At 64.7% G+C, this 25,222-nt stretch carries 15 protein-coding genes and 3 pseudogenes; 13 read left to right on the top strand and 5 right to left on the bottom strand.

Annotated elements, in window-relative coordinates; all coding sequences use genetic code 11:
- Positions 1 to 39 precede the first annotated feature (39 nt).
- Positions 40 to 3,204, top strand: coding sequence for an efflux RND transporter permease subunit (locus MOTC310_RS24155; protein ID WP_331303597.1), 3,165 nt, complete (start codon positions 40 to 42; stop codon positions 3,202 to 3,204).
- A gap of 490 nt (positions 3,205 to 3,694) precedes the next feature.
- Here MOTC310_RS24155 and MOTC310_RS24150 read toward each other — a convergent pair.
- The 3 genes and pseudogenes from MOTC310_RS24150 to MOTC310_RS24140 form a co-directional block, all read right to left on the bottom strand.
- Positions 3,695 to 4,932 (bottom strand): IS3 family transposase gene (locus MOTC310_RS24150; protein ID WP_331303596.1). Its coding sequence is split into 2 segments (ribosomal slippage): positions 3,695 to 4,572 and positions 4,572 to 4,932, totalling 1,239 coding nucleotides; the frame shifts between segments, so codons are not numbered across the junction.
- A gap of 64 nt (positions 4,933 to 4,996) precedes the next feature.
- Positions 4,997 to 5,235 (bottom strand): annotated as a pseudogene (locus MOTC310_RS24145) (IS3 family transposase); the annotation flags it as partial.
- 219 nt (positions 5,236 to 5,454) lie between these two features.
- A pseudogene (locus MOTC310_RS24140) lies at positions 5,455 to 5,745 on the bottom strand (Mu transposase domain-containing protein); the annotation flags it as partial.
- Positions 5,746 to 6,003: 258 nt separating this feature from the next.
- Here MOTC310_RS24140 and MOTC310_RS24135 point away from each other — a divergent pair.
- The 5 genes from MOTC310_RS24135 to MOTC310_RS24115 all read left to right on the top strand — a co-directional run bounded on the left by MOTC310_RS24135 (position 6,004) and on the right by MOTC310_RS24115 (position 11,790).
- On the top strand, positions 6,004 to 6,477 hold the full coding sequence (locus tag MOTC310_RS24135) for a hypothetical protein (RefSeq protein WP_331303595.1): 474 nt from the start codon (positions 6,004 to 6,006) through the stop codon (positions 6,475 to 6,477).
- A gap of 1,452 nt (positions 6,478 to 7,929) precedes the next feature.
- Entirely contained in the window at positions 7,930 to 9,012 is a 1,083-nt protein-coding gene (locus tag MOTC310_RS24130) for an aromatic ring-hydroxylating dioxygenase subunit alpha (protein WP_331303594.1), read from the top strand.
- Between the two features lie 287 nt (positions 9,013 to 9,299).
- Positions 9,300 to 9,692, top strand: coding sequence for a VOC family protein (locus MOTC310_RS24125; RefSeq protein ID WP_331303593.1), 393 nt, complete (start codon positions 9,300 to 9,302; stop codon positions 9,690 to 9,692).
- 303 nt (positions 9,693 to 9,995) lie between these two features.
- Positions 9,996 to 11,069, top strand: coding sequence for a hypothetical protein (locus MOTC310_RS24120; RefSeq protein WP_331303592.1), 1,074 nt, complete (start codon positions 9,996 to 9,998; stop codon positions 11,067 to 11,069).
- Between the two features lie 370 nt (positions 11,070 to 11,439).
- Positions 11,440 to 11,790 carry a hypothetical protein gene (locus MOTC310_RS24115; RefSeq protein WP_331303591.1) on the top strand — a complete coding sequence of 117 codons (351 nt, stop codon included), beginning with the start codon at positions 11,440 to 11,442 and terminating at the stop codon, positions 11,788 to 11,790.
- Positions 11,791 to 13,457: 1,667 nt separating this feature from the next.
- Here the strand turns inward: MOTC310_RS24115 and MOTC310_RS24110 are convergent.
- The gene (locus MOTC310_RS24110) at positions 13,458 to 13,790 is read right to left on the bottom strand and encodes a hypothetical protein (protein WP_331303590.1); all 333 of its coding nucleotides are present in this window, start codon (positions 13,788 to 13,790) and stop codon (positions 13,458 to 13,460) included.
- A 96-nt stretch (positions 13,791 to 13,886) separates the two neighbouring features.
- Between MOTC310_RS24110 and MOTC310_RS24105 the strand changes: the two genes are divergently transcribed.
- The 5 genes from MOTC310_RS24105 to pyk all read left to right on the top strand — a co-directional run bounded on the left by MOTC310_RS24105 (position 13,887) and on the right by pyk (position 20,755).
- Complete coding sequence (locus MOTC310_RS24105; protein WP_331303589.1) at positions 13,887 to 14,804, top strand: LysR family transcriptional regulator; 918 nt, start codon at positions 13,887 to 13,889, stop codon at positions 14,802 to 14,804.
- Between the two features lie 452 nt (positions 14,805 to 15,256).
- Complete coding sequence (locus MOTC310_RS24100) at positions 15,257 to 16,168, top strand: LysR family transcriptional regulator (RefSeq protein WP_331303588.1); 912 nt, start codon at positions 15,257 to 15,259, stop codon at positions 16,166 to 16,168.
- A gap of 877 nt (positions 16,169 to 17,045) precedes the next feature.
- On the top strand, positions 17,046 to 17,474 hold the full coding sequence (locus tag MOTC310_RS24095) for a transcriptional repressor (protein WP_331303587.1): 429 nt from the start codon (positions 17,046 to 17,048) through the stop codon (positions 17,472 to 17,474).
- Between the two features lie 290 nt (positions 17,475 to 17,764).
- On the top strand, positions 17,765 to 18,766 hold the full coding sequence (locus MOTC310_RS24090; RefSeq protein WP_331303586.1) for a LysR family transcriptional regulator: 1,002 nt from the start codon (positions 17,765 to 17,767) through the stop codon (positions 18,764 to 18,766).
- A gap of 576 nt (positions 18,767 to 19,342) precedes the next feature.
- Positions 19,343 to 20,755, top strand: a complete 1,413-nt coding sequence (gene pyk / locus MOTC310_RS24085; protein WP_331304101.1) for a pyruvate kinase — start codon at positions 19,343 to 19,345, stop codon at positions 20,753 to 20,755.
- A 1,234-nt stretch (positions 20,756 to 21,989) separates the two neighbouring features.
- Here the strand turns inward: pyk and MOTC310_RS24080 are convergent.
- Positions 21,990 to 23,259: pseudogene (locus MOTC310_RS24080) on the bottom strand (IS256 family transposase).
- Positions 23,260 to 24,019: 760 nt separating this feature from the next.
- Here MOTC310_RS24080 and MOTC310_RS24075 point away from each other — a divergent pair.
- Both MOTC310_RS24075 and irrA read left to right on the top strand, forming a co-directional pair.
- Positions 24,020 to 24,412: a VOC family protein gene (locus MOTC310_RS24075; protein WP_331303585.1), complete on the top strand. Its 393-nt coding sequence runs from the start codon at positions 24,020 to 24,022 to the stop codon at positions 24,410 to 24,412.
- Between the two features lie 41 nt (positions 24,413 to 24,453).
- Positions 24,454 to 25,011 carry an iron response transcriptional regulator IrrA gene (irrA, locus tag MOTC310_RS24070; protein ID WP_331303584.1) on the top strand — a complete coding sequence of 186 codons (558 nt, stop codon included), beginning with the start codon at positions 24,454 to 24,456 and terminating at the stop codon, positions 25,009 to 25,011.
- Positions 25,012 to 25,222 lie beyond the last annotated feature (211 nt).

Below are 25,222 nucleotides of genomic sequence, written 5' to 3'. Positions count from 1 at the left end.
TCGGTCATAACCCCGCATTGTTCGCTTGAGCTGTTGATTATGACAACCTTCTTCATAGGCCGCCCCATTTTCGCATGGGCAATCTCGATCTTCATCATGCTGGTCGGAGCCATCTCGATCGTCTTCCTGCCGATCTCCCAATATCCTGACGTCGCCCCCGTGACGATCCAGGTCACGGCGACCTACCCCGGTGCGCCTCCCGAGCGTCTCTACGACGGTGTCACGCGCGTCATCGAGGAGGAGCTGAACGGCATTCCGGGCCTCATGTACTTCGAGTCCACGAGCGACACGTCGGGACAAGCCCTGATCACGGCGTCCTTCACGCCGGGCACCGATGCGTCGAAAGCCACCGTCGCGGTCCAGAACCGCATCAAGCGGATCGAAGCGCGCCTCCCGAAGGCCGTGACGCAGCAAGGCGTTCTCATCGAGGAGGCCAGCACGGCCTTCCTGCAATTCGTGACGGTAGGATCCGCCGACGGATCCATGAGCGAGGTGGATCTCGGCGACCTCTCCGCTCGCCGCGTCCTGGGCGAACTCCGGCGCGTGCCCGGAGTGGGGCGCGCGACGCTGTTCTCGGCCGAGAAGGCCCTCCGCGTCTGGATCGATCCGTCAAAACTCGTCGGCCTCAACCTTACGGCCGGCGACGTCACGGCCGCGATCGAGGCTCAGAATGCGCAGATCGCGTCGGGCAGCGTCGGCGCGATGCCGGCCAAGGACGGGCAGCGGATTGCCGCCACCGTCCAAGTGAGAGGGCAACTCGGCTCGGTTCGCGAATTCGAGGAGATCGTCCTTCGGGCAAACGCCGACGGCTCGATCGTCCGCCTGCGCGATGTCGCCGAAGTGGAACTTGCGGGCCAGGCCTATCAGTTCCAGACGCGGCTTGATGGGCATCCGGCCGCCGGCATCGGTATTCAATTGGCCCCCGGAGGGAACGCCTTGGCGACCGCCCGGGGCGTTCATGCCAAGATCGCTCAACTCCAGCGGACGCTGCCGCCCGACGTCCGGATCCGGGTACCCTACGACACCACGCCATTCGTTGAGATCTCGATCGAGAAGGTCCTGCACACCCTGGTCGAGGCGATGGTGCTGGTCTTCGTGGTTATGTTCCTGTTCCTGCAGAACCTTCGCTACACGCTGATCCCGACTATCGTCGTTCCCGTCGCATTGCTCGGCACATGCGGTGCGCTGCTGCTAGCGGGATTCTCGATCAACGTCCTGACGATGTTCGGAATGGTGCTCGCGATCGGCATCCTGGTGGACGATGCCATCGTCGTGGTCGAGAATGTCGAGCGCATCATGTCCGAGGAGGGCCTGCCGCCCCGCATCGCGACGCAGAAGGCGATGGGACAAATCACGGGCGCGATCGTCGGCATCACGCTGGTGCTGATCGCGGTCTTCATCCCCATGGCATTCTTCCCCGGGTCGGTCGGCATCATCTACCGCCAGTTCGCGGTCAGCATGGCGACTTCGATCGCCTTCTCGGCCTTCCTCGCGCTGTCCTTGACGCCTGCCCTCTGTGCCACGTTGCTCAAGCCGATCGAGGCGGGCCATGGGCATTCCAAAAGCGGATTCTTCGGCTGGTTCAACCGAACCTTTCGAACCGGCACGCAGGCCTACCGCTTAGGCGTCGGCGGCGTGCTCAAACGCCCGCTGAGAGGACTCCTGGTCTATGCCGCGCTGGTCTGCGGCCTTGTTCTCGGACTCCAGCGTCTGCCATCGAGCTTCCTGCCGATCGAAGATCAGGGTTACGCCATCGTCGATCTTCAGACGCCGCCGGAGTCCTCGATGGATCGGACCCTCGATGCGGTGAAGCGCATCGAGAAGCACTTTGCCGGGGAGCAAGCCGTCAGAAGCAGGACGACGATCCTCGGATATGGCTTTTCCGGACAAGGCCAGAATGTCGGTCTCGCCTTCGTGACGCTGAAGGACTGGAAGGAGCGTGGGAAGGAGGACAGCGCGGCATCGATCACCGCGCGTGCGAATGCGGCGTTCGTCGAAATGCCCGATGCCGCCGCGATGTCACTGGCTCCGCCTCCGATCGAGGCGCTCGGCAACTCGAGCGGTTTCAGCTTCAGGCTCCAGGACAAGGCGCAACGGGGATATGCCGCCCTCGCCGCAGCCCGAGACCAGTTGCTGAAAGCCGCCGGCCAGAGCCCGGTTCTCGCCGGGGTCTACGTCGAAGGCCTCCCTACGGCGCCGCAGGTCGAGCTCGTCATCGATCGACAGAAGGCCAACGCGCTAGGGGTTACATTCGCGGACATCAACGGCACACTTTCGACAAGCCTCGGCTCCGCCTATGTCAACGACTTCCCCAACCAAGCCCGGATGCAACGCGTCATCGTGCAGGCCGAAGCAGCCCGTCGCATGAAGGCGGAAGACCTCCTCGACCTGTACGTACGGAACCGACAAGGACAGATGGTGCCTCTTCAATCGTTCGCGCAGATCCGCTGGACCATGGGACCGGCCCAGGTTGTGGGCTTCAACGGCTATCCAAGCATCAAGTTTTCGGGCAGCGCGGCCCCGGGGCACGCCAGCGGTGATGCCATGGCCGAGATGGAACGACTGGCCACTCAGTTGCCGCAGGGCTTCGACTTTGCCTGGTCGGGACAATCCCTGCAGGAAAAGCTTTCCGGCAGCCAAGCCATCTATCTTTTGGCGTTGTCTTTGTTCTGCGTCTTCCTGTGTCTTGCAGCCCTCTACGAAAGTTGGTCGATCCCATTAGCTGTCTTGCTCGTCGTCCCGACCGGTGTTTTCGGATCGGTACTCGCGGTGCTCTTTCGTGAAATGCCGAACGATGTCTACTTCAAGGTGGGGCTTATCACTGTCATCGGCCTGACTGCCAAGAATGCTATCCTGATCATCGAGGTGGCGAAGGATCTGGTGGCTCAAGGACGCTCCGTCCAAGAAGCCGCGCTCGAGGCCTGCGAACTGCGTTTCCGGCCTATCATCATGACTTCCTTCGCCTTCATTCTCGGCGTCGTGCCCTTGGCGATAGCGACTGGTGCGAGCATGAACAGCCAGCGTGCGATTGGCACCGGTGTCTTCGGAGGCATGATCGCCGCGACACTCCTCGCGATCTTCGCGACACCTCTCTTCTACGTTCTCGTCGCATCGGCTGTGCGCAATCGCGGTGAACGCGGACGATCATCTGCGGCCTCGGGCGACTCCCGTCGACATGCGTCCGGACAAATATCGACGAGCTGAAACGACGGGGAGCCGAGCGTGGATCGGGGCGGGGCCTAATCGGTGGACGAGCGGATTGCGAGAAAGGCAGGTCCGCTCCTCGCCTCCAATGAGCAGGGCGGCCGCGATCACTTCCGGCCTGTCGCGGTATGTCCGCCGTCAGTTGATCCGAGCCGGTTCGTGACGTTCAGGAGCGGAGGCTGCGCTCCACCCTGGGTGGGTGCTTGTGCGTCCTGCACCTGATGGCGCAAACGGCGATCGCTCTGGGTCCGACGCTCGATCCAAGCCCCATTGCACAGGATGTCCTCGCCTCGGCCGGCAGCGACGTCGGCCGGGGCGAGGTTGCCCGAGCCCTCATGGGCGCGGACGTGGTTGCAGTTCTCGACAATGGCTTCGATCCGTCCCTCCGCCCCTCCGTGCAGGTAGGCGTTTTCGAGCAGACTGTGATTCTTGGGAGTGTGTTTCCTGCGTGGAGTGCACCCTGTTTGACCGGACAGGCAGCGGGGCGGGTTTAGGCAGTCCGGCTGAGGTACTCTCGAGGCGAGAGCATGCGCAAGCCGGAGTGCGGGTGGATCGTGTTGTAGTCCTCAAACCATGTCGGCAGAAGCCGCATCACGGTCTCGGCGTCGGTCAAGATGGCGAGGCGGGCATAGTCGCGCTTGAGCGTCTTCACGAACGCCTCCGCGATGCCGTTGCTCTGCGGCGAACGCACCGGGGTGAACAGCAGCCGTAGGCCGAGCGCGGCGGCCGTCTGAGCAGTCTCCTTGGCGATGTAGGCGGAGCCGTTGTCGGACAGCCACTCGACCGGGTGCGGGGTCTTCGTCGCGCCGAACCGGCGCTCGCAGCAGGCGATCATCAGGTTGCAGACCATCTCGGCCGAGACGCCTGCCGTGGTCGCCGACCACGCCATGATTTCACGGTCGCAAGCGTCGACGGCAAACAGCACGCGGACGACCGCACCGTCCCGGCAGCGCAGTTCGAGATGATCCGAGCACCAGCGCACGTTCGAACGCAACGCCACCACGATGCCGTCGTGGGTGCGGCCGGGACGACGGGCGGTGTGCGGCGCGAGGGTGAGCCCGTTCGCCCGCAGGATGCGCAGCACCCGCTTGGCATTGACGCTCGCTTCGCCGCGCGAGCGCAGGGCCCGGTTCACCAGTGCGGTGACGCGGCGATAGCCGTAGCTCGGGCGGGCATCGACGATCGCGCGGATCGTCGGCAGCAGCTGCGCATCCTCGGGCTTGTGGTAGAGGCCGCGCGGCCGAGCAGGTCGATTCAGGCGCTCGGCCAAGTGGGAGCGGGCTACACCGAGCGTGTCGGCGACCGCTTTCACCGCGAACCGCCCGTCGAACCGCTCCAGGAGCTGAGCGGCGAGGTCGGTTTTTTTGCGCGCGCGAGGTCGAGCGCCTCCTTCAGGATCTCGACCTCCATGGTCTTGCGCCCGAGCAGGCGTTCGAGGTCGCGCACGCGCCGCTCCAGCTCGCGAACCCGGCTGGTTCCAACGACCTCCTCGTCGGCGTGCACGGCCTGATGGCCGCCCTCCAGCATGCGCCGCTTCCACGAGAACAGCAGGCTGGGCGAGAGGCCGTAGCGGCGAGCGACGAACGACACGGACGAGCCAGGCTGCTGGCTCTCCTCGACGAGGCGGATCTTCTCGGTGGTGGACCAGCGCCGTCGGCGCTGAACGCCGGTCAGGATCTCGCCGTGCACCGGCGGGGCGGTCGGATCGGATGACATAGCCTTACCCATAGGCCAACGCCTATGCCTTCGTGAGCTATGCCGCCTGTCCGGTCAAAACGGGGTGCGGTTCACTGCGCTTGTTCCTACTCTGGGTCTGAGGATGCCGCGACGCACCGCGGATGGGGGCATGCAGTGGCTGCCGAGTCGATCGGCCGGGTCGCCCGCGACGTAGCTCGACCCGCTGTCGGTCAGCACGCGTGGGCGGTGCACCGCCTCCATCTGGTCGAGCATGGAGGCGGTCAGCGCCAAGTCTAGCGTGGCCGTGACGTGGTTGGCCTGCTTCGTCGTGCGCAGCTGACACGCCACGATGTAGTGGCCTGCTGGGTAAGCCGACATCACGTCGCCCGTCCCCTACCATGCGTGGAGATCCCCGGAAGCCCTGCGCCCTCGCCTTGTGCCGGTGCTCGGTCAAGCGGCGGCCGCCAGCACCTCGCTGGGCATCGGGCCAGGGTAGATAGGCCACGGGTGAGCTTCGTCGGACCCGTAAGACGTCCGTGTGATCGCGCAGAGCCGCCGCGTCAGGTAGGCGTTGAGCGCATCGGGCTTGCTGGCGAGCACGGGGACGTAGTGCCAGGGATCGAAAACCGTCTGGTTGCGGCCGGAGACGCGGGCATGCTCGCCGACGATGCGCCGGTCCCGGCGAGTCTCGACCCGCTCGGCATAGGCGCGCACCTCGACTGGCCGGCCGAGGGCGGAGGCCGTGACCGAGTGCCGGCTGTTGTCGATGCGGACCAAGCGCGTCGAGTACACGGCCGCCGGCACGGCGTGGAAGCCGTCGACGCGACCCGCATAGGGGACCGGTGCCGCCCGCTCGGCCTCGAAGGGAGAGCGATCGGGCGGAGACGACCCGGCGCAGGACCGCGGCGGCGTGCATCGGGAGACAGCGATCAGTCCCGTGAGCCAGGTGTCGGAGGACGGTTCTGCGGTCACGAACGCTCCTGACCGCGCTCCGCAGGCGCGGGGTGCCCGGTTCCCCTTCCGTCCCGGACCAGCCGTGCATTTCAATGGGACGAGTGTTGCCCCCGTACCGGCCAGCGCCGCGTGCGAGACGCCGACTTGAGCCGCGGATCCAATCCTCACATGGCGTCCACGGGTCTGACCTTGACAACACCCCGCGCCCGGTGTCGGTGGAACGTGCGGCTCACATTGCGCCATCCCGTTGCTTGCTCGCATCTGTTCAACATTTTCATTGAAGGTTTCGACATGGCAGCTTATTTTTTCACCGATCAGCCACGCGCATTGATGGATGCGTTCGACGCGCGCGTGCGACAAAGCGAGTCGATTGGTCGCATCGATAGATGGACCAAAGGCGAGGATGGTATTTCGTACACGCACGTCGGTGAGGAATGGGTCAACAAAGCTTGGCTGAAGCCACGCATCGAAGACGGGAAGTTGATTTTCAACATCGTGAGGCCTGAGGATCGATACGTATCCGTCAAAGCTTATGCTCATTATTTTGGTGAACTGATAGAGACGTTTACGAATCATCTCGACCTGAATTTCGAGCTGGTGAACGTGACGCCGCGGTGCACGGATGGAGATGTTTGGGCATAGTGCTGACCCTAAGCAGCGCCGATCCAACGTCGGCATGGCGCGGACGGCCACTTAGGAACATGGCCGGATGTCCCCGATCGTGGATCGAGGTCTTACTGCGTGACCTGATCTATCCGGCCTGACTCCTGCGGCGCACCGGCGTCCGCTGGGTCCGTAAATCCGCCTTGGACTTCAAAGTGGATGGTCGTGGGCTTGGCCCATTTGCGGTCGAGGGCTCGCGTCGAGCGACTCGGCCGCGGACAAATCGCCGGCTCTCGTTGCGGCGATTGGCGAGGGTCAAGCCGCCATGGCTTGAACTTTCGACCGCGCGGATCATCGATGGTCGGCGGCCGGGACGGACGCGAAAGGTTTCGCACGTCGATGGGCTCGTCGGCATAGGCGGACGGCATCGAAAAGGCGATTGTCGATGCTTGCGGCCCGATGCAAGGCGGTGGTTCCGGCCGCTCGCAGGATAGAGGGACGCCATCGTGCGGCGTCCATGCCGCTGCTTGGGCTACATTGTCGACGTGGGCTCGGCGGCGGGACGCGGACGGTCAGCGCCGAGCCGCTATTCGGCGGTCTCAAACCACGCTACGGAATCGCCGCTGCAGTCTCTCGGCATGCTTCGAGGTGAGTGCTCGACGTTCTGCGACCGCGTTTCACACGATACGGATCGCTCCCGCGTACACCGGGATGCCTTCATTTCTCGATCGCCGGAGGGCAATCCGTATCGCTTGGCATCGGATTCATGCCGTTGACCGCGGCAAGCCGGATGCGGGGGCGGCAGCCAAGCTGGGCAGTTGGGGTGGGACGAGCACGGACCGCGGATGTTGACGCCTCGCATCGCGGCTTTTCCCCGACCAATCGTTCCGACCCGATTATCGACGGTGATCGAACCTAAGCGATCGTGGGGGGTGAACGAGCGGCCGCTCTGGTCGCCGGATCCAAGATCGCTGAGCGTGCCCGGTAGGGAGATGGTATCCGGCGTCAGTCGACCAACGATGGGGTTGATGGCAAAGGGCACCAGCCGGGCGCTACGTTCTGTTCAAGTATTTGCTTGACAATAAGCCGCCCGACGATGGCTCATGTACGCGGCTGCCGTGCGCTTGGAACTCATTTAAAGTAGCTCTCGGCCTCGCCGCAGCGCGGAGGACGAAGTCTAGCATCGAAGGCCGCTCGCATTCAAATCCGGTGGGGGCATGCAGGAAGCGGCGGGATGCTATATTTTTTGGCACCGCGGCAAAGCATCGGTCTTGTTTTTTGCGCTGCAATCAAGCATGTCGTGCCCGAAGATTACGCAGCGATCGCGTGTTCACGAATCAGGACAGTGTGTCTAAGATTTCGGCCTATCAAATTGGAACTGTCCAAAATCTAATTGGGTGGTAGGCGCGATCAACAATCCGATGGCTGAAACGCCACGAACTGAGATTGGGTTAGCGTCAGAGCGCAATGATAGGCACAGGGAACGCCTCGATGCCCGAACCCCGCCCTCTCTTCAAAGACGAGTCCTTTCTCCGCCACTTTTGGCATCCCGTCGCCACGCTCGACGAGTTCGAGAGCGCCAACGCGTCGGGCAACGGTCCGATGCCGGTGGAACTTCTGGAGCAGAAGGTCGTCCTGGCCCGCCTCGGCGGGAAGATCGTCGCCATGAAAGATCAGTGTGTGCATCGCTGCGCCAAGCTTTCGGGTGGCAAGGTCAAGGGCGATCAGCTCCAGTGCCCTTATCACGGCTGGATGTTCAATGCGGAAGGCAAGTGTACGCACATGCCAGCCTGCCCCACCCAAAAGATCTCTTCTCGCGCCAAGGTCGATAACTACGACTGCGAGATCAAGTATGGACTGGTGTGGGTCCGCTTGGACAGCTCGTATGGCGTCACGGAAATCCCGTATTTCAGCGTCGCCGACAACCCCAACATGAGGATCGTGGTGCAGGAGCCGTATTGGTGGGAGGCGAGTGCGCCGCGCCGCTGGGAAAACTTCACCGATTTCTCCCACTTCGCTTTCGTTCACCCGGGCACGCTGTTCGATCCCAACAATGCCGAGCCGCCGATCGTGCCGATGGATCGCGTGAACGGACAGTTCCGTTTCATCTACGATACCCCCGCTGGCATGGACGTCCCCGACGAGGCGCCAATCGGTTCGTTCACGTACCACTGCAGCATGCCGTTCGCCATCAATCTGGCCGTTCAGAAGTATGTTGGAAATACTCTGCACGTACTCTTCAACGTTTCATGCCCGGTGAGCTCGAAGAGGACTAAGAACTTCTTGATCTTCGCTCGTGATGCGAGCATCGGCGATCCGGATTACCCGCATATAGCCTTCAACAATCTCGTCTTCGCGGAAGATCAGCCCGTCATTGAATCTCAATGGCCTGAGGAAATCATGGAAGACGAGATTTCAGTTGTGACTGATAAGGTCTCTATGCAGTACCGTAAGTGGATGAAAGAGCTCGAGCTGGCCTCTGAGCAGGGTAAGGATGCCTTCAAAAAAGCGTTGTATAACAGCGTCATCGAAAGCGACCGGACTTATCCCGACATGATGGTGGCAGCGGAGTAAGACTTCGGATCGCCCGCATCGGATTTATAGGTGCGGGCGATCGTGTGATGTCTGGGATCTGAGGAGAGGATCGGCGTGCGTCCAGTGCTGCCTATTCCTCCGCCGTGGCGCCACCAAGTCGAACCACCCACGTGCGCCGGACTGTCCGCCTTCGTGTCGCATTAAGCTGGACCGCGCGCCGGCTCGCCATCCGGACGAGATCCGCGACCGTGCGATCGAGACAGTGGACAGGGCCGATTTCCGCGTCGCCACCAACAAGCGGTTAAATAAAAAACGGGGGAGTACTCATGGCCACACTTTCGTACGTCAACATATTTGCGCACGATATCGATAGATTGGCCGAATTCTACTCGAAGTTATTCGGCTTCGAGGAGATCACAGCGAGCCGCACGCCGTTGTATCGCGGCTACGTTTGCGGTGGAGCGTCTCTCGGGTTCAGCGCATTGGACGCCTACGAGATGCTGTCGCTCGAACGCCCCGGCGGACAGGGCGAAAAAAACCTCGTCACGTTCGACCTCGAGAGCCAGGACGAGGTGCGCAGGCTCGTCGCGGCCGCGCAGACCGACGGTGCTACATTGGTGAAGGAGCCGTTCGAAACCTACTACGGCTGGTACCAGAGCGTGCTTCGCGACCCGGAAGGCAACGCATTCCGTCTGAACTATCCAGGCAAGGGCGCCTGAACCCTCAACGCTCACCTGGGCACCCGTCGCGATGGCGCGGACTAGGGCGAGCGGTCATCGCCCCGCGAATACGTATAAGCTCGTTTTGCTCCGCGGTCGATGAACGCAAGGACAGGGAGCCGCGGTTCCGGGCCTCCGTGACTCGGAAGGTCTGTACAAGACAAACCGGCTTCGCGGCTGCCATATCGTCTCGTGCGCGATGCGCAGCCCTGGCCTCCCACTGGCCTCCGTTGAACGAGCACAGGCCAGGCCCAAGATCGTAGCCTTTTGGCTATTTGATCGAAGCCGCGCTGCGCCCGATCCATGTCCTCCGCGATCGAAGACGATCCCGGTCCTTACGATCCACGAACGCGACAGGAGATGACGGTGGGGCGGTCAAAACACAGCTCGGCGGTACTCGCAACTGCCATCTGCCTCGGAGGAGTCGTCCTTCCGCCGAAAGCGTACGCGATCGAGCCGGCATTCGATCCTTACTCATCGACCCAGCCCGGCGCTCAACCTTCGACAAACGCGGCGGCGACGCCGGCGAGCCCGTCATTCTTCACATTCTCGGACTCCGTGATCTCTTATCGGTACGAATCCGACACCAAGCAGCCCGGCAACGCCGGTGGGGCCGGACGTGCGATCGACGGACGCAGCGCACCAAAGAACATCATCACGTTCGCCAACACCAATGCCTGGGAATACGGGACGAATTTCTTCAACATCGATTTTATCAAATCTGGATCCCAGGACCCGTCCGGCTATAAATTTCCGTTTAATACGATCCCTACGGGCGAAGGCGCCCTAGAGTACTTCGCGGTCTATCGCGGCACGCTGGGCCTCAATGCCATGACCGGGACGAAAGCGTTCGCCATACCCGGCTTGATCAAGGAAGTCTCGATAGCCTACGGGTTCAACAACGATAAGGACAGTCGATCGTTTCGGAACGATCAGCTCGACCTGCTGGGCGGCATCAATTTGGCATTCGATGTGCCGGCCGGATATGTAAGCTTGGCGGCACAGGCCTACAAGAGCTACAATCACAACGCGCTCATTCCGGCTAGGCGAACGACGGTCTATGACTGGGCCCCGGAGCTGGAGTTGACCTACGGAATCCCCTTGCCGTTCGAGAGCGTCCCGCTCAGCTTGAACGGATACATCGTGATGATTTGGCCGCGCGGAAACGATGATTTCGGAAACGCTACGCGGCTCCAATTCCAGTCCAGGACGGACTTGGTTCTCGATATCGGAAAATTGATCTATAATCAGCCGAATCGGTTGAACGCCTTTGTCGGGTTCTACTACTATCAAAATAAATTCGGCGCTGATCAGCGCTTCATTCCCGGCGCCAACCAGAAGTCTTTCCTGGCAGGCGTAGCGCTGCACCTAAACTGACGGTCGTCAGTGCGTGGAGGTGCAACGCTCCAGTGCTCGTCCGATCGAACGGGCACTGAAACCCTGCGCTCGATCCGGTACCACCGTTGTCTAGGTTCATCCTTGATGCGGAGCCGGAGCGGGCGGAAGCCTTGTTCCTTAAGGTCCAGGCGGCGATCCGCCTGCGCGCGCGGGCGATGCCGCGCTCGGCACTGTTCTTCGGGCGCGGCCCAGATTCGGTTTCGAAGGGCTGGACAATGGTGCCGCGTGCGCTCTTAACGCGAATTCGACGGCGGTCCTTAGTGCCGATCGCCATGCGGGATCGCGCGACGTGCTCAATCCGCGAGCGGCCGTCCGGTTTGCCGCCAAGCTCAATGCCTAAGGTGACATCATGGCTGTCTACTTCTACACGGCTCGCCCCGCGGCCTTGCTGGATGAATTCAATGCTCGTCTGATACACCGCGACGAGTGGAAGCGGATATATACCTGGGCCAAGAGTGAGGACGGCACCGCCTTCACTCACGTGGCGGATGGTTGGGTCGACAAAGCATGGCTCAAGCCGCGAATCGATTCGGATAAGCTTGCCTTCAACATCTTCAAGCCCATCGACAGCCCGGCATCGGCGGCCGTCTATTCATATTACCATGGGGAGATCGTCGAAGCGTTTCTTCGACAACTGGATCTCATGTTCGAATTGGTCTCCTCGACGCCCCGATGCGCCGACGGCGACATTTGGGCCTAGAGTGACGCCGGGCAGTCGATACGGATGGCGGGAGCGACGTTCTCTCTTCCGAGGGGCTGCCGATGTGCTCGGTCCTGTCCGTCGCGGCGCGAACGCATCGGCGGGGCCAGCACCCGCCGACGGCGGCCGGACGGCGATTGTCGTCGATCCGGATCGCGCGATCCGGCGGCGCTGGCGTACGCCGGCAGGATCACCCCGCACCGGGATCACGGTGCGGTGATCGAAGCCGCCTTCGGTCGGAGCGTCGTATCACTCCGATCGCTTGCTGTCAGACTTGCGCCGAGGTCCCTGGCAGGGTCTTCGGGCGACCGATGAGCACTGCGCTTCGCGGCGCGGCGGCTTGGGTGGTTTGCGAACCGTGCGGTATCGATGTCCCGAGCTGAGCGGCCCTCCGGGTTGCGCAGTTCTGCGCCGCCCGGACGGAGTTCCGACACCTCGCGACGTTATAAGACAATCTTACCCGCTACGACGCCTCGGCCTTCGCTCCGGCCATCGTCGCCGTCCGGTGCTGATCGAGTCCACACCCGGCGGCGAGGTATGGGCCCCGAACAGTTCGAACAAGCCCGCGAGAACTACGGTGGGTCATCGGTCCGCGAAAGCCCGGAAACTCGGACGTACGCCGCTGGGGGGAACAGCACGTAGGCGATCCACGGCGGGCTTGGCGCTACGGGGTTGGACCGGGTCGATGAGCATGTCGCGGCCTTCGCCGCCGCATGATCGGTCTGTGGGGAGACGCATGGCCGCGACCGTCGTGACAGTGGGCCGCCTTGCGATCTGCGAGCGACAGGGGGCCGCCTTGGAGAATCGTGTCGCGTCGAGGTGACCTAAGGGTTGTGTCGCCGATCCGCGACTTCATCCCTCGACATTCCGGTGCCGCGACGGCGCGCCGGCCCGCTTCCCGAGGCGTCGGTCAGGCTCGACGCTCCGAGCTTGACCACGACGCGCTCGGCACAGGATGCCTGCTGCGACCTCCGGTCTGGTCTCGACGAAGGTCGGTCGACCACGACAGGGTGCCGACCCTTCGTGATGGGCATCCCGGTTCTCCAATGACAGCTGGAAGTGGCGCCAGGATGCCCACGCCGGGCGTATCTTCCCCATCTGCGGCCATCCTCGTTCGACCTGTCGTCGAGGGCCCCACAAGGCCCCAGTCCCGGCGAGCGGGCGCTGATCCGGCCCGGCATCGCCACCCTGGTACGGAGCGGCCGGGCGAGGTCAAAGCGGGTGGCGCAGACGAGTTCGTCCCGAACGGAGGATGGAGCGTTCTCAAAGGCTCGCCGATACCTCGTGGGCGTTCACATCGCTGACGGCGAGCCGTCGGCGATGTCCCGGCGCCGTACGGCCCTGTCCTTCCGGTCGATCGAGCGGGCTTCGTCGATGAAGGTCAATCGGTGCGGCCGTCGATCCCCGTGAATGAGATGCATCATGCTCGGCTACGGAACGAACTGTCTCGTCCCGGCACGATGGACGACCGCCGATGGTTAAAGCGCAACGGTTGCGGGGGAGGGGGGCGTCGGCCGGATCTAACGTGATCCGCAACCCTCGCCCTCCGGCGGTCCACAGCGGCCACCTGGTTGATCGATGTATTTCATCGAATATAACGGTCGGCGCGAATTCGCTTGGGTGGGCTTGCCGCCCACGCAGAGAACGGAGTGTCGACTCCGTGAGCCTTATCGGTGGGAAAGGATGGCCACATGCCGGTCGTGACGCGGGTATCGGGCGATACGAGCAGCGACGGCAGCCGCATCCGCCTGCAGATCATCGTTGACGATGGCGAGGTGAACGAGATCGTCCTTTGCCGCGACGACGTATAATCCGTGGTTGCGTTGTTGATCGCCCTCGGCGGCCAGGCCCTCGGCCGCAGCGGATCGGCGCGGAAGCCATCCGACGCGCCGGCCCGGCCCTTCCCCGTCGACCTCATCACCCTGGACGATGACGAGCGTGGAGAGCCTATGCTGATCTTCGGCGTCGGGGCGACGGCTTTGGCTTTCGGCTTCGCTCACGATCGGCTTGCCGACCTCGGGCGCATGCTTCTGACGGCCAGCGCACGGACGACGGGGTTGGCCAACTAGTTCAGCACGCGTGGGAAGCGGCATTCGATGTTGGCGCGACATCTCCATTTCTTCGTGGCCCTCGCCCGCGAGAAGCATTTCGCCCGCGCCGCCCAGGCGTGCAACATCACGCAATCGACCCTGTCGGCCGCGATCCGGAAGCTGGAGGAGGATCTCCAAGTCTCGCTCGTCGTTCGCAGTCAGCGCTACCTCGGCCTGACGGTCGAGGGCGAGCACCTCCTCGCCTGGGCCCGGCAGATCCTGGTCGACTACGACAGCCTGCGCGAGGACCTCTCCGGCCTGCGGGCCGGATTGCGCGGCGTGCTCCGCCTCGGCGTCGTGCCGGCGGCTATGGGGGCGGTCGGCCTCCTCACGGTCCGGTTTCGACGATCCCATCCGGAAGCCGGTGTCGAGGTTCGTTCGCTCTCGTCCCGCGAGATCCAGCGGGCGCTCGACAATTTCGAGATCGAGGCCGGGCTGACCTATCTGGAGAACGAGCCCCTGGAACGTGTGCGGCGCGTTCCGCTCTACCGCGAGGGCTACGTCTTGGCCATGCGCGCCGACCATCCCTTGGCGGCAAGGCAATCCGTGACGTGGGCGGACGCGGCCCGGTGCACGCTCTGCCTGCTGAGCGACGACATGCAGAACCGACGCATCCTCGACGGCTTGGCCGCCTCCCTCGGCCTTCGGCTGACGCCGGCCGTTACCAGCAACTCGTTCCTCGGGGTCTGCGCGCACCTGCGCCAGGGCGGCTTCGCCAGCATCGTCCCGCATACCTTCCGACACCTGTTCGGCGGGACGGCGGACCTTGCCATGCGCGACCTCGTCGAGCCCGCGCATCGCCAGTCCGTCGGCCTCGTCCTGTCCGAGCGCGACCCGCTGCCTCCGATGGGCGCCGCGTTGTCCCGCATCGTCCTGGACGTGGACTTGGACATGGCGCTCCAGGACCTCGGCGTTCCGCCCTGATTTCGCGGTCGATGGAAGTTCGGGCCCCGATCCCGCCAACCTCAAGCGTCGGCCGGGCGCCCGTCGGCGACCGCATGCCCGAAGGCTGGATCCGCTGTCGCCGGACGATCGGCCGGAGACGCACATCGCTCCCGGTCCGGCGGCCTATGGGCCGTTTGCGGCGTCGTCCGGTCCTATTCGAGGAAGTGCAGTCGGTACGGTACGAGACGGGGGCCGGACCTCGACCCGTTCGCCAGGGGGCGCAGCCGATGGTATGATCGGGCGTGCGCGTGCGTTCAATTCCATGGTCTTCGCCGGAATGGCCGAGCCACGCGCGCAGCCTCTGCGTTCGAGTGGCGCGCGAGGCAAGCGGTATCCCGCGCAGCGCCGCCGTCGATCTCGAAACCCCCGCTCCGGTTCTCGCATCAGATGCGGCGAGATCGCGGACGGGTACCTTGAAATCAGGACGGTGAATGGACCTCACGGCGCTTTCCGACTTCAACCTCGTCGCCGGATACGGCGGCTACGGCCGGGCGGCCCGGGCCAGCGGCCGACCCAAGGCTACGCTATCGCGGCACGTGGCCGATCTCGAGGCTAGCCTCGGGACGAGGTTGATCGAGCGCGGAGTGCGAAACCTGCAGCTTACGGAAGCGGGAGCGCTACTGAACGCCCGCACGGGCCCGTTGCTCTGCGAGATCGCGGAGGTCGGCAATGCGCTGGGCGGCGGCCTCGACCGACCCCGCGGCCGATTGCGGGTGAGCGCGCCGCTCTTTTTCTCCGACGTGCGATTGGGGAACGCGGCTGCCGGCTTCATCCGGGCTTTCCCCGAAGTGGATCTCGAGATACGCGCGGAGGACCGCCCCGTCGACCCGGTCGAGGAGGATTTCGACGTGGTCGTCCGGATGAACCCTAAGCCGGACGAACGCTTGGTCGGGCGATGCGTCTTACGCGATGTCCTCTGGCTCGTGGCGGCGCACGATGCCACTCGCCCCGAACCTTTGGTCGGCAACCCGTCGACGCCGCTGCCGAGCGTGATGCGGTCGCCGCCTCGCCCGGGCGAGTGTTGGCACATACATGACGGCTGCTCGCGCCGTTCCTACGAACCCGTACCGGTCCTGCGCCTGTCGTCGCTGCCGATGCAGCGGGACGCAGCCATCGCAGGAGCCGGGGCGGCCTTGCTCCCACGCTCCCTGGTCGGCATCGACGTCGCGACCGGCCGGCTCGCCTGTTGGGGAGCCCTGGAAGGGCCGCCGACGGAGCTATGGGCGCTCCACACCTCCCGGCGTCCGATCAGTCCGAAGGTGAAGGCCTTCGTCGCATACCTCGAAGACGAGTTGCGAGAGGAATCCGAGGGAGCGCACGGATCGGAGTCCGCCGGCAACTGACCACCGGCGAGGCTCATACGGATCGCCGTGCGACTTCGGACTTCGTCTCGAGGCGTTCGACGATCGCCCCGGGCGCAAGCGGTGTCGACCAGCCGCCTCATGGAGGGAGGCCGACCGGGGAGGGCGAGCTGTAGCGCTTCGGTGCGACCGAGGATCGCCCGTAGACCCGCCGACTGACCCGCCTCACGGACGCCAATGTTACCGTGGTCGACGCAAGCCGATTTCTCGAATCATGCGGCGGCGATTCGGCCCGCGCGCTCTTGGGTCCGCCGGGAGTGCGTAGTGGTCCCGACCGTCTTGCCAATCCTTCCGTCACGCTGCTCGCGATCACCCTCTGGAGGCGCCCGGAGCATTCCTGGGGAATCGGTTGGACTCTACCGTCCGACGCGTTCAATTCACAGAACGCGGCGTCCAAATTAGCGGCCTTTCAATTCGAGCCGGCTTGGTTCCAGGATCTTGCCGGGTCACTTGGGCGGAGACGGCAGTGGTTTCCGTCGCGTCCTCGTCGGCGGACGAGCGGCGGCACCCGAACCCTCGTCTACGGGCCGACGATGGTGAAGGCGTGTATATCGAATGGGGGCATTTGGTTCTTTGCCGATGACGCACGCTCCGCGGGGTCAAGCTCGTGGGAGGTAGCGGCGGCCGTCTCGATGTTCGCGGATCTAACCTTCGTTCGGAAGGATGCGAGCCGCGGGAAACATGTCGCGCCGCATCGACGGGGTCGGAGGTGCGGGGTCCCGACATCCGGTCGAGCCGAAAAGGTCATGACCGGACGATGCCTGGACCCGACGTGCATCCCTCCTCGAACACGCCACGCTTGCATCCCTGGACGAGGCAAGGGCCTGAATCAGCGGATCCGTCGGAGGCGCTTCGGGAAATGTTTGATCGGCTCGAACTGTATCCGACGGTCGACCGCATGGCACTCGGCACCTTGTTGCTCGGCGGAGGTCAACGTCACGTCTCCGTGGACGACCTTCATGCCGAGGTGCGGAGAGCGGGATCGTCAATCTCGCCAGCGACCATCTACGGGTGCATCCACGCGCTCTCGAATGTCGGCCTGCTGCGCGCGTCCGGGATCGAGTGCGGGCGGTTGGTCTACCAAGCCGCCGAGGGTGATCGTTCACCGCTCCGCATCGTACGGGCCTCGATCCAAGATACCGCGAACATCCCCGAAGACGTCGCCATCGAGCAAGGTCTTCCGGGCTCGATCGTCGGCCGCAGCCCGGTCGTCGCAAAGTCGCCTCGCCCCGACAGTTCCGACGCGCCGACGGGGCTCGCCCCTTCGAGCGATGGAAACCGAGCTTGAGTCGGACGGCGATACGGGTGCGGTGCATGCGGTCCCGTCGGGGTCTGGCCGGAGCGCGGCGTCGGACCGTGGCCGTGCGGCGCCATGACGAGTGTCCGGTCCCGATCTTCCGATCGCGGCCTTTTTCCGCAGATGGCGGTGGAAGAGTGCGTCCTCGACCGACGCGGTACGCAGCGCGGCCTCGCTCGAACGGCGTCCTTTCCCTGCTCTGGGACCACGGGTCGATCTCCGCGCGATGGGATTGCCGCGCCGGTGTCCCAGGCGGGAAGCGGCTTCGGCTCTAGGTCGTCATGGATCAGCTCGCGAGCCTACGCATCTTCGTACGCGTCGTCGAACTCGGCAGCTTCTCCAAGGCCGCCGAGGACTTGCGCTTGTCCCAATCCACCATCACCAAGAACGTGGCTTGGCTCGAAACCCATGTCGGGGCGCGGCTGCTGAACAGGAACACCCGCGGCGGCGGCCCGAGCGAGCTGGGTCTGGCCTATTACGAGCGCTGCAAGGCGGTGTTGGCTCAGCTCGACGAGGCTGATGGGCTCGTACGGGGCCGCCAAGCGGAGCTGAGCGGCACGTTGCGGGTTTCGACCTCCGTCGCCTTCGGCGAGGCGGTGATCGGACCGTTGCTCGTTCCGTTCCTCAATGCCAACCCAAGTCTTCGCATCGAGCTGACGTGCGAGGACGCCTACGTCGACCTCATATCTCGCGGCGTCGACGTGGCCCTGCGGATGGGTAGGCTCGCCGATTCTTCTCTGGGCAGCCGCTACCTGGGCGCGAATCCCTGGGTGATGGCGGCGGCTCCGAGCTATCTGGCGAGACGCGGGTGCCCGCGGGTCCCGGCAGACCTCCGCGACCATGACTGCATCGTCTACAGCAGCGTGCAGGGCGACGCGGTTTGGCCGTTGCGTGCCGACGTTGGAATCGTCGAGGCGACGCAGGTGCACGGCGTCCTGCGCTCGAACAACCTGCCGACCCTCCTGTCGGCTGCCCGTGCCGGTTTGGGCATCGCGATACTGCCGCGCTACGTCGCGGAAACGGCGCTGCGCATTAGCGAACTTCGCGCGGTGATGGCGGATTACGCACTCCCCGACCAGGAACTCTATGCCGTGTTCCCTTCGCCCAAGCTGGTGCCACGCAAGGCGGACGCGCTGATCCGCTACCTCGTCCCGCATCTCAAGGGCTGCTGGTGGCGTTCATGCGGCCTCCACCAAGATCGCCTATTCCCGGAAGGAATAGATGATATCGATCCTTTGGGATCCCCACCGGCGGAGCCGGGCGATACCGTCCCTATGAGGTGAGGTCGGGGAACGCGGATGCCCGCGACGTTGATGATCGATGCCATCGTGGGCGTCACGGCCGATCGTAAGCCTTCGCCTACGGCTCGCGAACCGGCATCGGTAAGCCGCGAACGGCGCCCTGGAAGCTGGGGTTTCCAAGCGCCGGCCTGGCATGTCGGCGTGTTGCGCCAACGGGCCGGAGGGCAAGCACGGCCGCGCACCGCCGCGGCGGCGGCGGGCGCAGCAGGCCTTGCCGGCTCCCCGAGTTGAGCGGAGCCGATCTAAGCACCTCGTTGCTCGGGGACGGTTCCGTGGTCGTCTCCGGCGATCCCGTTGAGGGCGGCCTAGTGCCGCCCCGTGCGTTCCGGGTATTTCCGGATCCGCATCCGTCGCGGACGCCGGTAGACGGCGACGGTACTCTCCCCGGCGACGACCCGCGGCCCGGTTCGCCTGCGCCTTGGGCGATCCCTGCCGGTCGCAAGACAAGTTCCGCGTCTTCCAGCCCAAGGCGGGATCATGTCACGGCCGCGGCGTTCCCTGCGAGTCCTCAAATTCACTAACCGAGTCCGGAGGAATAGCAGCTTGTCCCACCGTCCTGTGCGCCGTCACCGCCACGCCAAGATCGTCGCCACCGTCGGTCCCGCCAGCTCCGCCCCGGACCAGCTCCGCGCCCTGTTCCTCGCCGGCGTCGACACCTTCCGGCTGAACTTCAGCCACGGCACCCAGGACGATCACGCCAAGGTCCACGCGGCGATCCGCAGCCTCGAGAGGGAGGTCGACCGGCCGATCGGCATCCTCCAGGACCTGCAGGGGCCGAAGATCCGGATCGGCACGCTGCAGGGCGGCCGCTTGGAGCTCGAGGCCGGCGAGATGGTGCGGTTCGTCCTCGAGGGCACCGACGGCGACCGGCAGTCGATCCCCCTTCACCACCCGGAGATCTTCGACGCCGTCGTGCCGGGCCAGGAACTCCTGATCGACGACGGCCGCGTGCGCGTGCGGGTCACCGGGCCGGAGCGGACCGCCATCACCGCCGAGGTCGTCACCGGCGGCACGATCTCGAACCGCAAAGGCGTCAACCTCCCCGGCACGCTGCTGGACCTCTCGCCGCTCACCGAGAAGGACCGTGCCGACCTCGCCTTCGGGCTCGACCTCGGGGTCGACTGGGTGGCGCTGTCCTTCGTCCAGAAGCCCTCCGACGTCATCGAGGCGCGCGGCATCATCGGCGACCGCGCCGGGGTCATGTCGAAGATTGAGAAGCCGCAGGCGCTGGAGCGGATCGACGACATCATCCGGCTCTCCGACGCCGTCATGGTCGCCCGCGGCGATCTCGGCGTGGAGATCCCCCACGAGGACGTCCCGGCGCGACAGAAGGAGCTGATCCGGGCCTGCCGGCTCGCCGTGAAACCGGTGGTGGTGGCGACCCAGATGCTCGACTCCATGGTCAACGCCCCGGCGCCGACCCGGGCCGAGGCCTCGGACGTCGCCACCGCCATCTACGACGGCGCCGACGCCGTGATGCTCTCGGCGGAATCGGCCACGGGCCGCTATCCGGTGGAGGCGGTCAACATGATGGACCGGATCATTCGGAGCGTGGAGGGGCACAAGCTCTACCACTCGATCGTGGCCGCTCTGGAGCCCGGCGAGGAGGAGACGCCGCCCCACGCGGTGGCGACCGCCACGGCCGATCTCGCCGAGGCCGTGCACGCCGCCGCGATCGTCGCCTACACGGCGAGCGGGACGACGGCGGCCCGCGTGGCCCGCAAGCGTCCGGCCTCCCCGATTCTGGCCCTGACCCCGAATATCGGGACATCGCGCCGGCTGAGCCTGCTCTGGGGGGCGCACAGCGTGCTGACGGAGGATGTCGACAGCTACGAGGAGATGACCTCGAAAGCCTGCCACCACGCACAGGATGAGGGCTTTGCCGCGCCGCACGACATCATCGTGGTCACCGCCGGGATCCCGTTCCACACGGCCGGCAACACCAACAACATCCGCTTGGTCCAGGTATGATCGCGAGGACCTCGATTGAAAGGACTTCGGTCTCTGTGGACCTGGGTCCGGGCAACGCACTGACTGCGGGTCGGGCGGGTCGATGCCCGTCGGACGCAATCGATGTGGAGACGGTACACCCTCGCGACGCTGCGCGCCCGCTCAATGGCTGCGAACTCTCGGTCCTGGCCGCGCTCAGCGAGGAATTCATGAGCCCCTCCGTGCTGAAGATCAGGTCGGGGCATCCGAGCACGATCACGATCGCTGCGATCAGCGCGGCGTGCCAGGAACTGGTGTCGCGTGGCTTGGCCGAACACGCCGGATCGGGGAAGCGAGCTCATAACAGGTGGCGACGTTCGTCGCCGATCGAGCGAGGTCGACCGTGACCGAAGATTCCTCCCGGCGGACACGTCCGGCAGGAACGGACACGATCGCCCGGCAAGTCTTGGCCGGCAAAAGGTCCGCTTGGCATCGCTCACACTTGGGTGATCCGATCGAGGCCACTTCGACGTGCCGCCTGACCGGTCCTCCGACGCGGTCCCGTGATCGATGAATTACCCTACCGAAATTCCGTCTTCCCGCATCGCAACAACGACCGGGTTTCGGGGGCATAGGGCATGGAACCGCGATCTCGCGGATGTTGACCCGTCACCTCGGAGCGTTCGTTGACCCAGCGTGCACGTACGACCAGAAAACCCTCCCCCAAGGCGCCGATCGCAAGTCGCCCGCGGGTTCCGCACGGAAAGACGCCGCGGACCAGGAAAGCCGTGAAGGCAGTCAAGGGGACCTCGGCGTCCGAGGGCGCGATACGACGCCTCCTTCGCGAACGGTGGCGATCCGCCCGTCCGTTCCTTGGCCATACGGTCGATAGCCTCCGACGGAAGATACTCAGTCCGGCGACGACGGATCACGTCAAGCGGCAAGCCATGCATGAGCTGAACCTGCGTCGCTCCTCGACATGATGATTGCCCTGCCCGTTCCGAGCGATGTGATCGGCCCTACGAACACCGATCGGCGGTCCCGAACATCGGGGCCGCGCGAGACCGACGGTCGCCTCGGGTATTGAGCCCCGTGTCCGGGCCGGCGTCCGCGTCTCGTCGGGCTCTCTGACTTGTCGCCACCGGCTTGCAAGCCTTCCTTGATGGAGACGATGGACCTTCGACATTGGGGGGGGGGGGGCATCGGTCCCGGGCGCCGGCACTCGAAGCGACGACGAGGCTTCGGGAGCTATGCAGGATTTTAGGTACGGCGGCGGTCAGGCGGCGCGGTGATCTGGGCTCGCGGTGACCTCGGTCCCGTCGCGGAAGATGACGCCGGCCACGACCTTCGGCAACTGGTTTTCGCCCTTCAGCCGGCGCCAGGTTTTCGCGGCTGCCATCACCAGCTTGAACACCATCAGCTTGGCGGTCGTGGCCGAGAGCGCCCCTTTGGTCCGCACTGTCCGATGCCGCACTGTAGCGAACACGCTCTCGATCGGGTTCGAGCTGCGCAGGTGGTCCCAGTGCTCGGCCGGGAAGTCGTAGAACGTCAGCAGCGCCTCCCGATCCTTGGTCAAGCAGGCAGCGGCGCGGGGGTACTTGGTCCCGTATTTCTCGACGAAGACGACCATCGCTGCTTCGGCCGCCGCCCGGGTCGGCGCGCCGTGGATCTCGCGCAGGTCCGCCTTCATCGCCGGCTGGATGGACTTCGGCACCTTGTCGAGGACGTTGGCCGTCTTGTGGACCCAACACCGCTGGTGAGCGGTGCCGGGGAAGACCTCGTCCAGCGCCCGCCAGAAGCCGAGCGCGCCATCGCCGACCGCGATCTCGGGCGCGATCGACAGCCCGCGCCGCTTCACGTCGACGAGCAGCTCCCGCCAGCTCTGGGCACTCTCGCGCACGCCCACCTGGAAGCCGACGAGCTCCTTGCGACCCTCGGGCGTCGACCCAATCAGCACGAGCATGCACTCGGCCTGCTCCTCCATCCGGGCCTGCAGATAGACGCCGTCGGCCCAGACGTAGGCATAGCGGCGTGCGGAGAGATCGCAGCCCTGCCAGCGGGCATACTCGTCCGCCCAAGCCGCGGTCAGCCGGGCGATGACGGCCGGCGAGAGGTTCGGGGCGTTCACGACCCAGCAGGGTTGCCAGCGCGTCCTGGAAGTCGCCGGTCGAGACACCGCGTAGGTACAGAACCGGCAGCAGCGCATCCAGGCTGCGGGTGCGCCGCGCCCACTTCGGCAGGATGGTCGAGGTGAATCGGACCCGGTCCTCAGACCCGCTCGCACCGCGATCCCGCACACGGACGCGCGCGACCGGCACCGGGCCGATGCCGGTTTGGATCGCCCGCTCTGGCCCGTGACCGTGCCGCACCAGCCGGGCCCGTCCATCCTGCAGCCGCAGGTCCTGCATCGCACTCAGGAACGCGTCCGCCTCAATCTCGACAGCTTGGGCGAGCAGGCGGCGGGCGCCGCTGCGCAGCACCTCGGTCAGGGGATCGTCGATCTCCTCGGGCTGACGAAGCCGGACGATGTTGGTAGGTGTCTCCATGGCGTATCGCTCTCGCTGAGAGGTTCTGGCAGGCTTCGACACCCGCCTCGATACGCCGCCTTCAACACACCCTCGTCACCCAATCTCCCGCATAGCTCAGGCTTCGGGCACGTCCTGCCTTCGACCGCCACATAGTGACCATCGACCGGCAGGGACCTTGAACGGGACTTCCGGGCCGAACCTTCCCCGGAAGTGACCGTCTCCGGAAGCAGCGACCGCTCATCCACTCTGCATCGTTCCGGTGGCTATGGCAGGCTAGGGGCCACATGCCGATTGGCCGATCCGTGCGTGCCGCTGGTTGTCGGGCTACACGATCTGGGATCGCGCTCGATCGCTTCGCGGAAACGGCCGCCGATGGACGTCATTGAGCCTCGATAGCCCAGCTGTCTACCAAACAGAACGAACCGTCTAAATTTTCGGACTATCAAATCCATGGTCGGCAAAATCTAATTGTGACGTCCCAATCGGTGTGCCGATGCGGGATCACGGGCGCGGCGACAACAGAGATCGCAAAAATAGCGTCCCGCGGATGTCTAGGGAGTTTCTGGATGCGTAGGGCTCGTCGCTCTGTGTGGGCAAAGCCTTCCGGCGACGCTTCGCGCGTCCTGCGGGATTCTCGATTTATCGATGCCGAGCGGCAAGGCCGCGATCGTTCCGGGTTCAAAGCCTTTCGCCTCAATACGCGCGGGCGACGTTCGACGCGCCTCGGCTGTCGGACGCCGGATCCCGCCGGCGGCGCCATCCATGAGAGCCATCGCCCATGACGACCTTGTCCTACGTCAACATATTCGCCCGGCAACTGGAGCCGCTCGCCGCCTTCTATTCGGGCTTGCTGGGTCTTGAGGAGATCGTGGACAGCCGGAGCTCGATCTTCCGAGGCTTCAGATGTGGCGACGCGTCCTTGGGCATCAGCGCATCGGACGCGTATGAGCTCCTCGGGTTGCGCCAGCCCACGGGCGAGGGCGAACGCAATATCGTCACCTTCGATGTCGAGAGCCCGACCGAGGTCGAACGTCTGGTGGAGGCAGCCAAAGGGTTGGGCGCCGAAGTGGTGAAGGAGCCCTTCGAGACTTACTATGGGTGGTACCAAGCGGTCCTGCGGGATCCGGAAGGCAATCCCTTTCGACTGAACCATCCAGGCCGGCGCGTCTGAGCGCTGCCTCGGCGCTTCAGCTCCGACGAACGAGGTCCCCGATGATGGCCCTTTCCGAGCAGCATCACGCCCTGCGACATGCCGAGCCGGCACATCGTCTTCGAGGGGTGGGGGCACCCACGGCCGATGGCGTGGCGAGGCGCTTGCGCGCGGCCGGCATCCGGCCGACCCGCCAACGCGTGGCGATCTGTTCGCTCCTGTTCGGCGGGGGCGACCGTCACGTGACGGCCGAAGTCTTGTTCGAGGAAGCGCAGAGAATAAAAATACCGATATCTCTCGCGACGATCTACAATTGTCTCCATACGTTCGCGAAGCGGAGGTTGATTAGAGAGCTGTTCGTCGATCCGACGACGACCTACTATGACACCAACACGAGCGATCATTGCCATTTCGTTTCGCAGGTCGATGGCTCGATCATGGACGTGCCAGCCGCCGGGATCCAGCTCGGGCCCATCGAGGGCGTTCCGGAGGGACTCCACGTGGTCGACGTCCAAGTCGTGGTCAGGCTTCGCCCGAAAGTTGATGGTCGATCGATCTCCCCGGCGGAAGACTTGTCCGGGGTATCGACCACGCCGCCATATCCGGCCACTCCCGTCTGACCGGGACGAGGTATCCAAATCGCGACGATGCCGGGGACGAAGGCGAATCCGGAGACCCGCGACGCACGCGTGGCGAAAAGAGCGTACGTCCGCGCCATTGTAATGCAAACGCTCGGGCCGAAGGCCCTCTCCGGCCCGGCGCGGAGTGCCCGGCGTCGTATTGGCGCTACATCGCCGCATCAAATTGGTCGAAGGCCTGATGCGCTCGACA

The sequence above is a fragment of the Methylobacterium oryzae genome (assembly GCF_036441375.1).
GTDB lineage: Bacteria > Pseudomonadota > Alphaproteobacteria > Rhizobiales > Beijerinckiaceae > Methylobacterium > Methylobacterium oryzae_A.
This window is presented reverse-complemented; position numbering and strand designations above follow the sequence as displayed.

Bases quoted from the DNA above. Each gene is read 5' to 3' on its own strand.
- MOTC310_RS24155 (WP_331303597.1), top strand. From the start codon at position 40: ATGACAACCTTCTTCATAGGCCGCCCCATTTTCGCATGGGCAATCTCG.
- MOTC310_RS24135 (WP_331303595.1), top strand. From the start codon at position 6,004: ATGGCGTCCACGGGTCTGACCTTGACAACACCCCGCGCCCGGTGTCGG.
- MOTC310_RS24130 (WP_331303594.1), top strand. From the start codon at position 7,930: ATGCCCGAACCCCGCCCTCTCTTCAAAGACGAGTCCTTTCTCCGCCAC.
- MOTC310_RS24125 (WP_331303593.1), top strand. From the start codon at position 9,300: ATGGCCACACTTTCGTACGTCAACATATTTGCGCACGATATCGATAGA.
- MOTC310_RS24120 (WP_331303592.1), top strand. From the start codon at position 9,996: ATGTCCTCCGCGATCGAAGACGATCCCGGTCCTTACGATCCACGAACG.
- MOTC310_RS24115 (WP_331303591.1), top strand. From the start codon at position 11,440: ATGGCTGTCTACTTCTACACGGCTCGCCCCGCGGCCTTGCTGGATGAA.
- MOTC310_RS24105 (WP_331303589.1), top strand. From the start codon at position 13,887: ATGTTGGCGCGACATCTCCATTTCTTCGTGGCCCTCGCCCGCGAGAAG.
- MOTC310_RS24100 (WP_331303588.1), top strand. From the start codon at position 15,257: ATGGACCTCACGGCGCTTTCCGACTTCAACCTCGTCGCCGGATACGGC.
- MOTC310_RS24095 (WP_331303587.1), top strand. From the start codon at position 17,046: ATGTTTGATCGGCTCGAACTGTATCCGACGGTCGACCGCATGGCACTC.
- MOTC310_RS24090 (WP_331303586.1), top strand. From the start codon at position 17,765: ATGGATCAGCTCGCGAGCCTACGCATCTTCGTACGCGTCGTCGAACTC.
- MOTC310_RS24075 (WP_331303585.1), top strand. From the start codon at position 24,020: ATGACGACCTTGTCCTACGTCAACATATTCGCCCGGCAACTGGAGCCG.
- irrA (WP_331303584.1), top strand. From the start codon at position 24,454: ATGATGGCCCTTTCCGAGCAGCATCACGCCCTGCGACATGCCGAGCCG.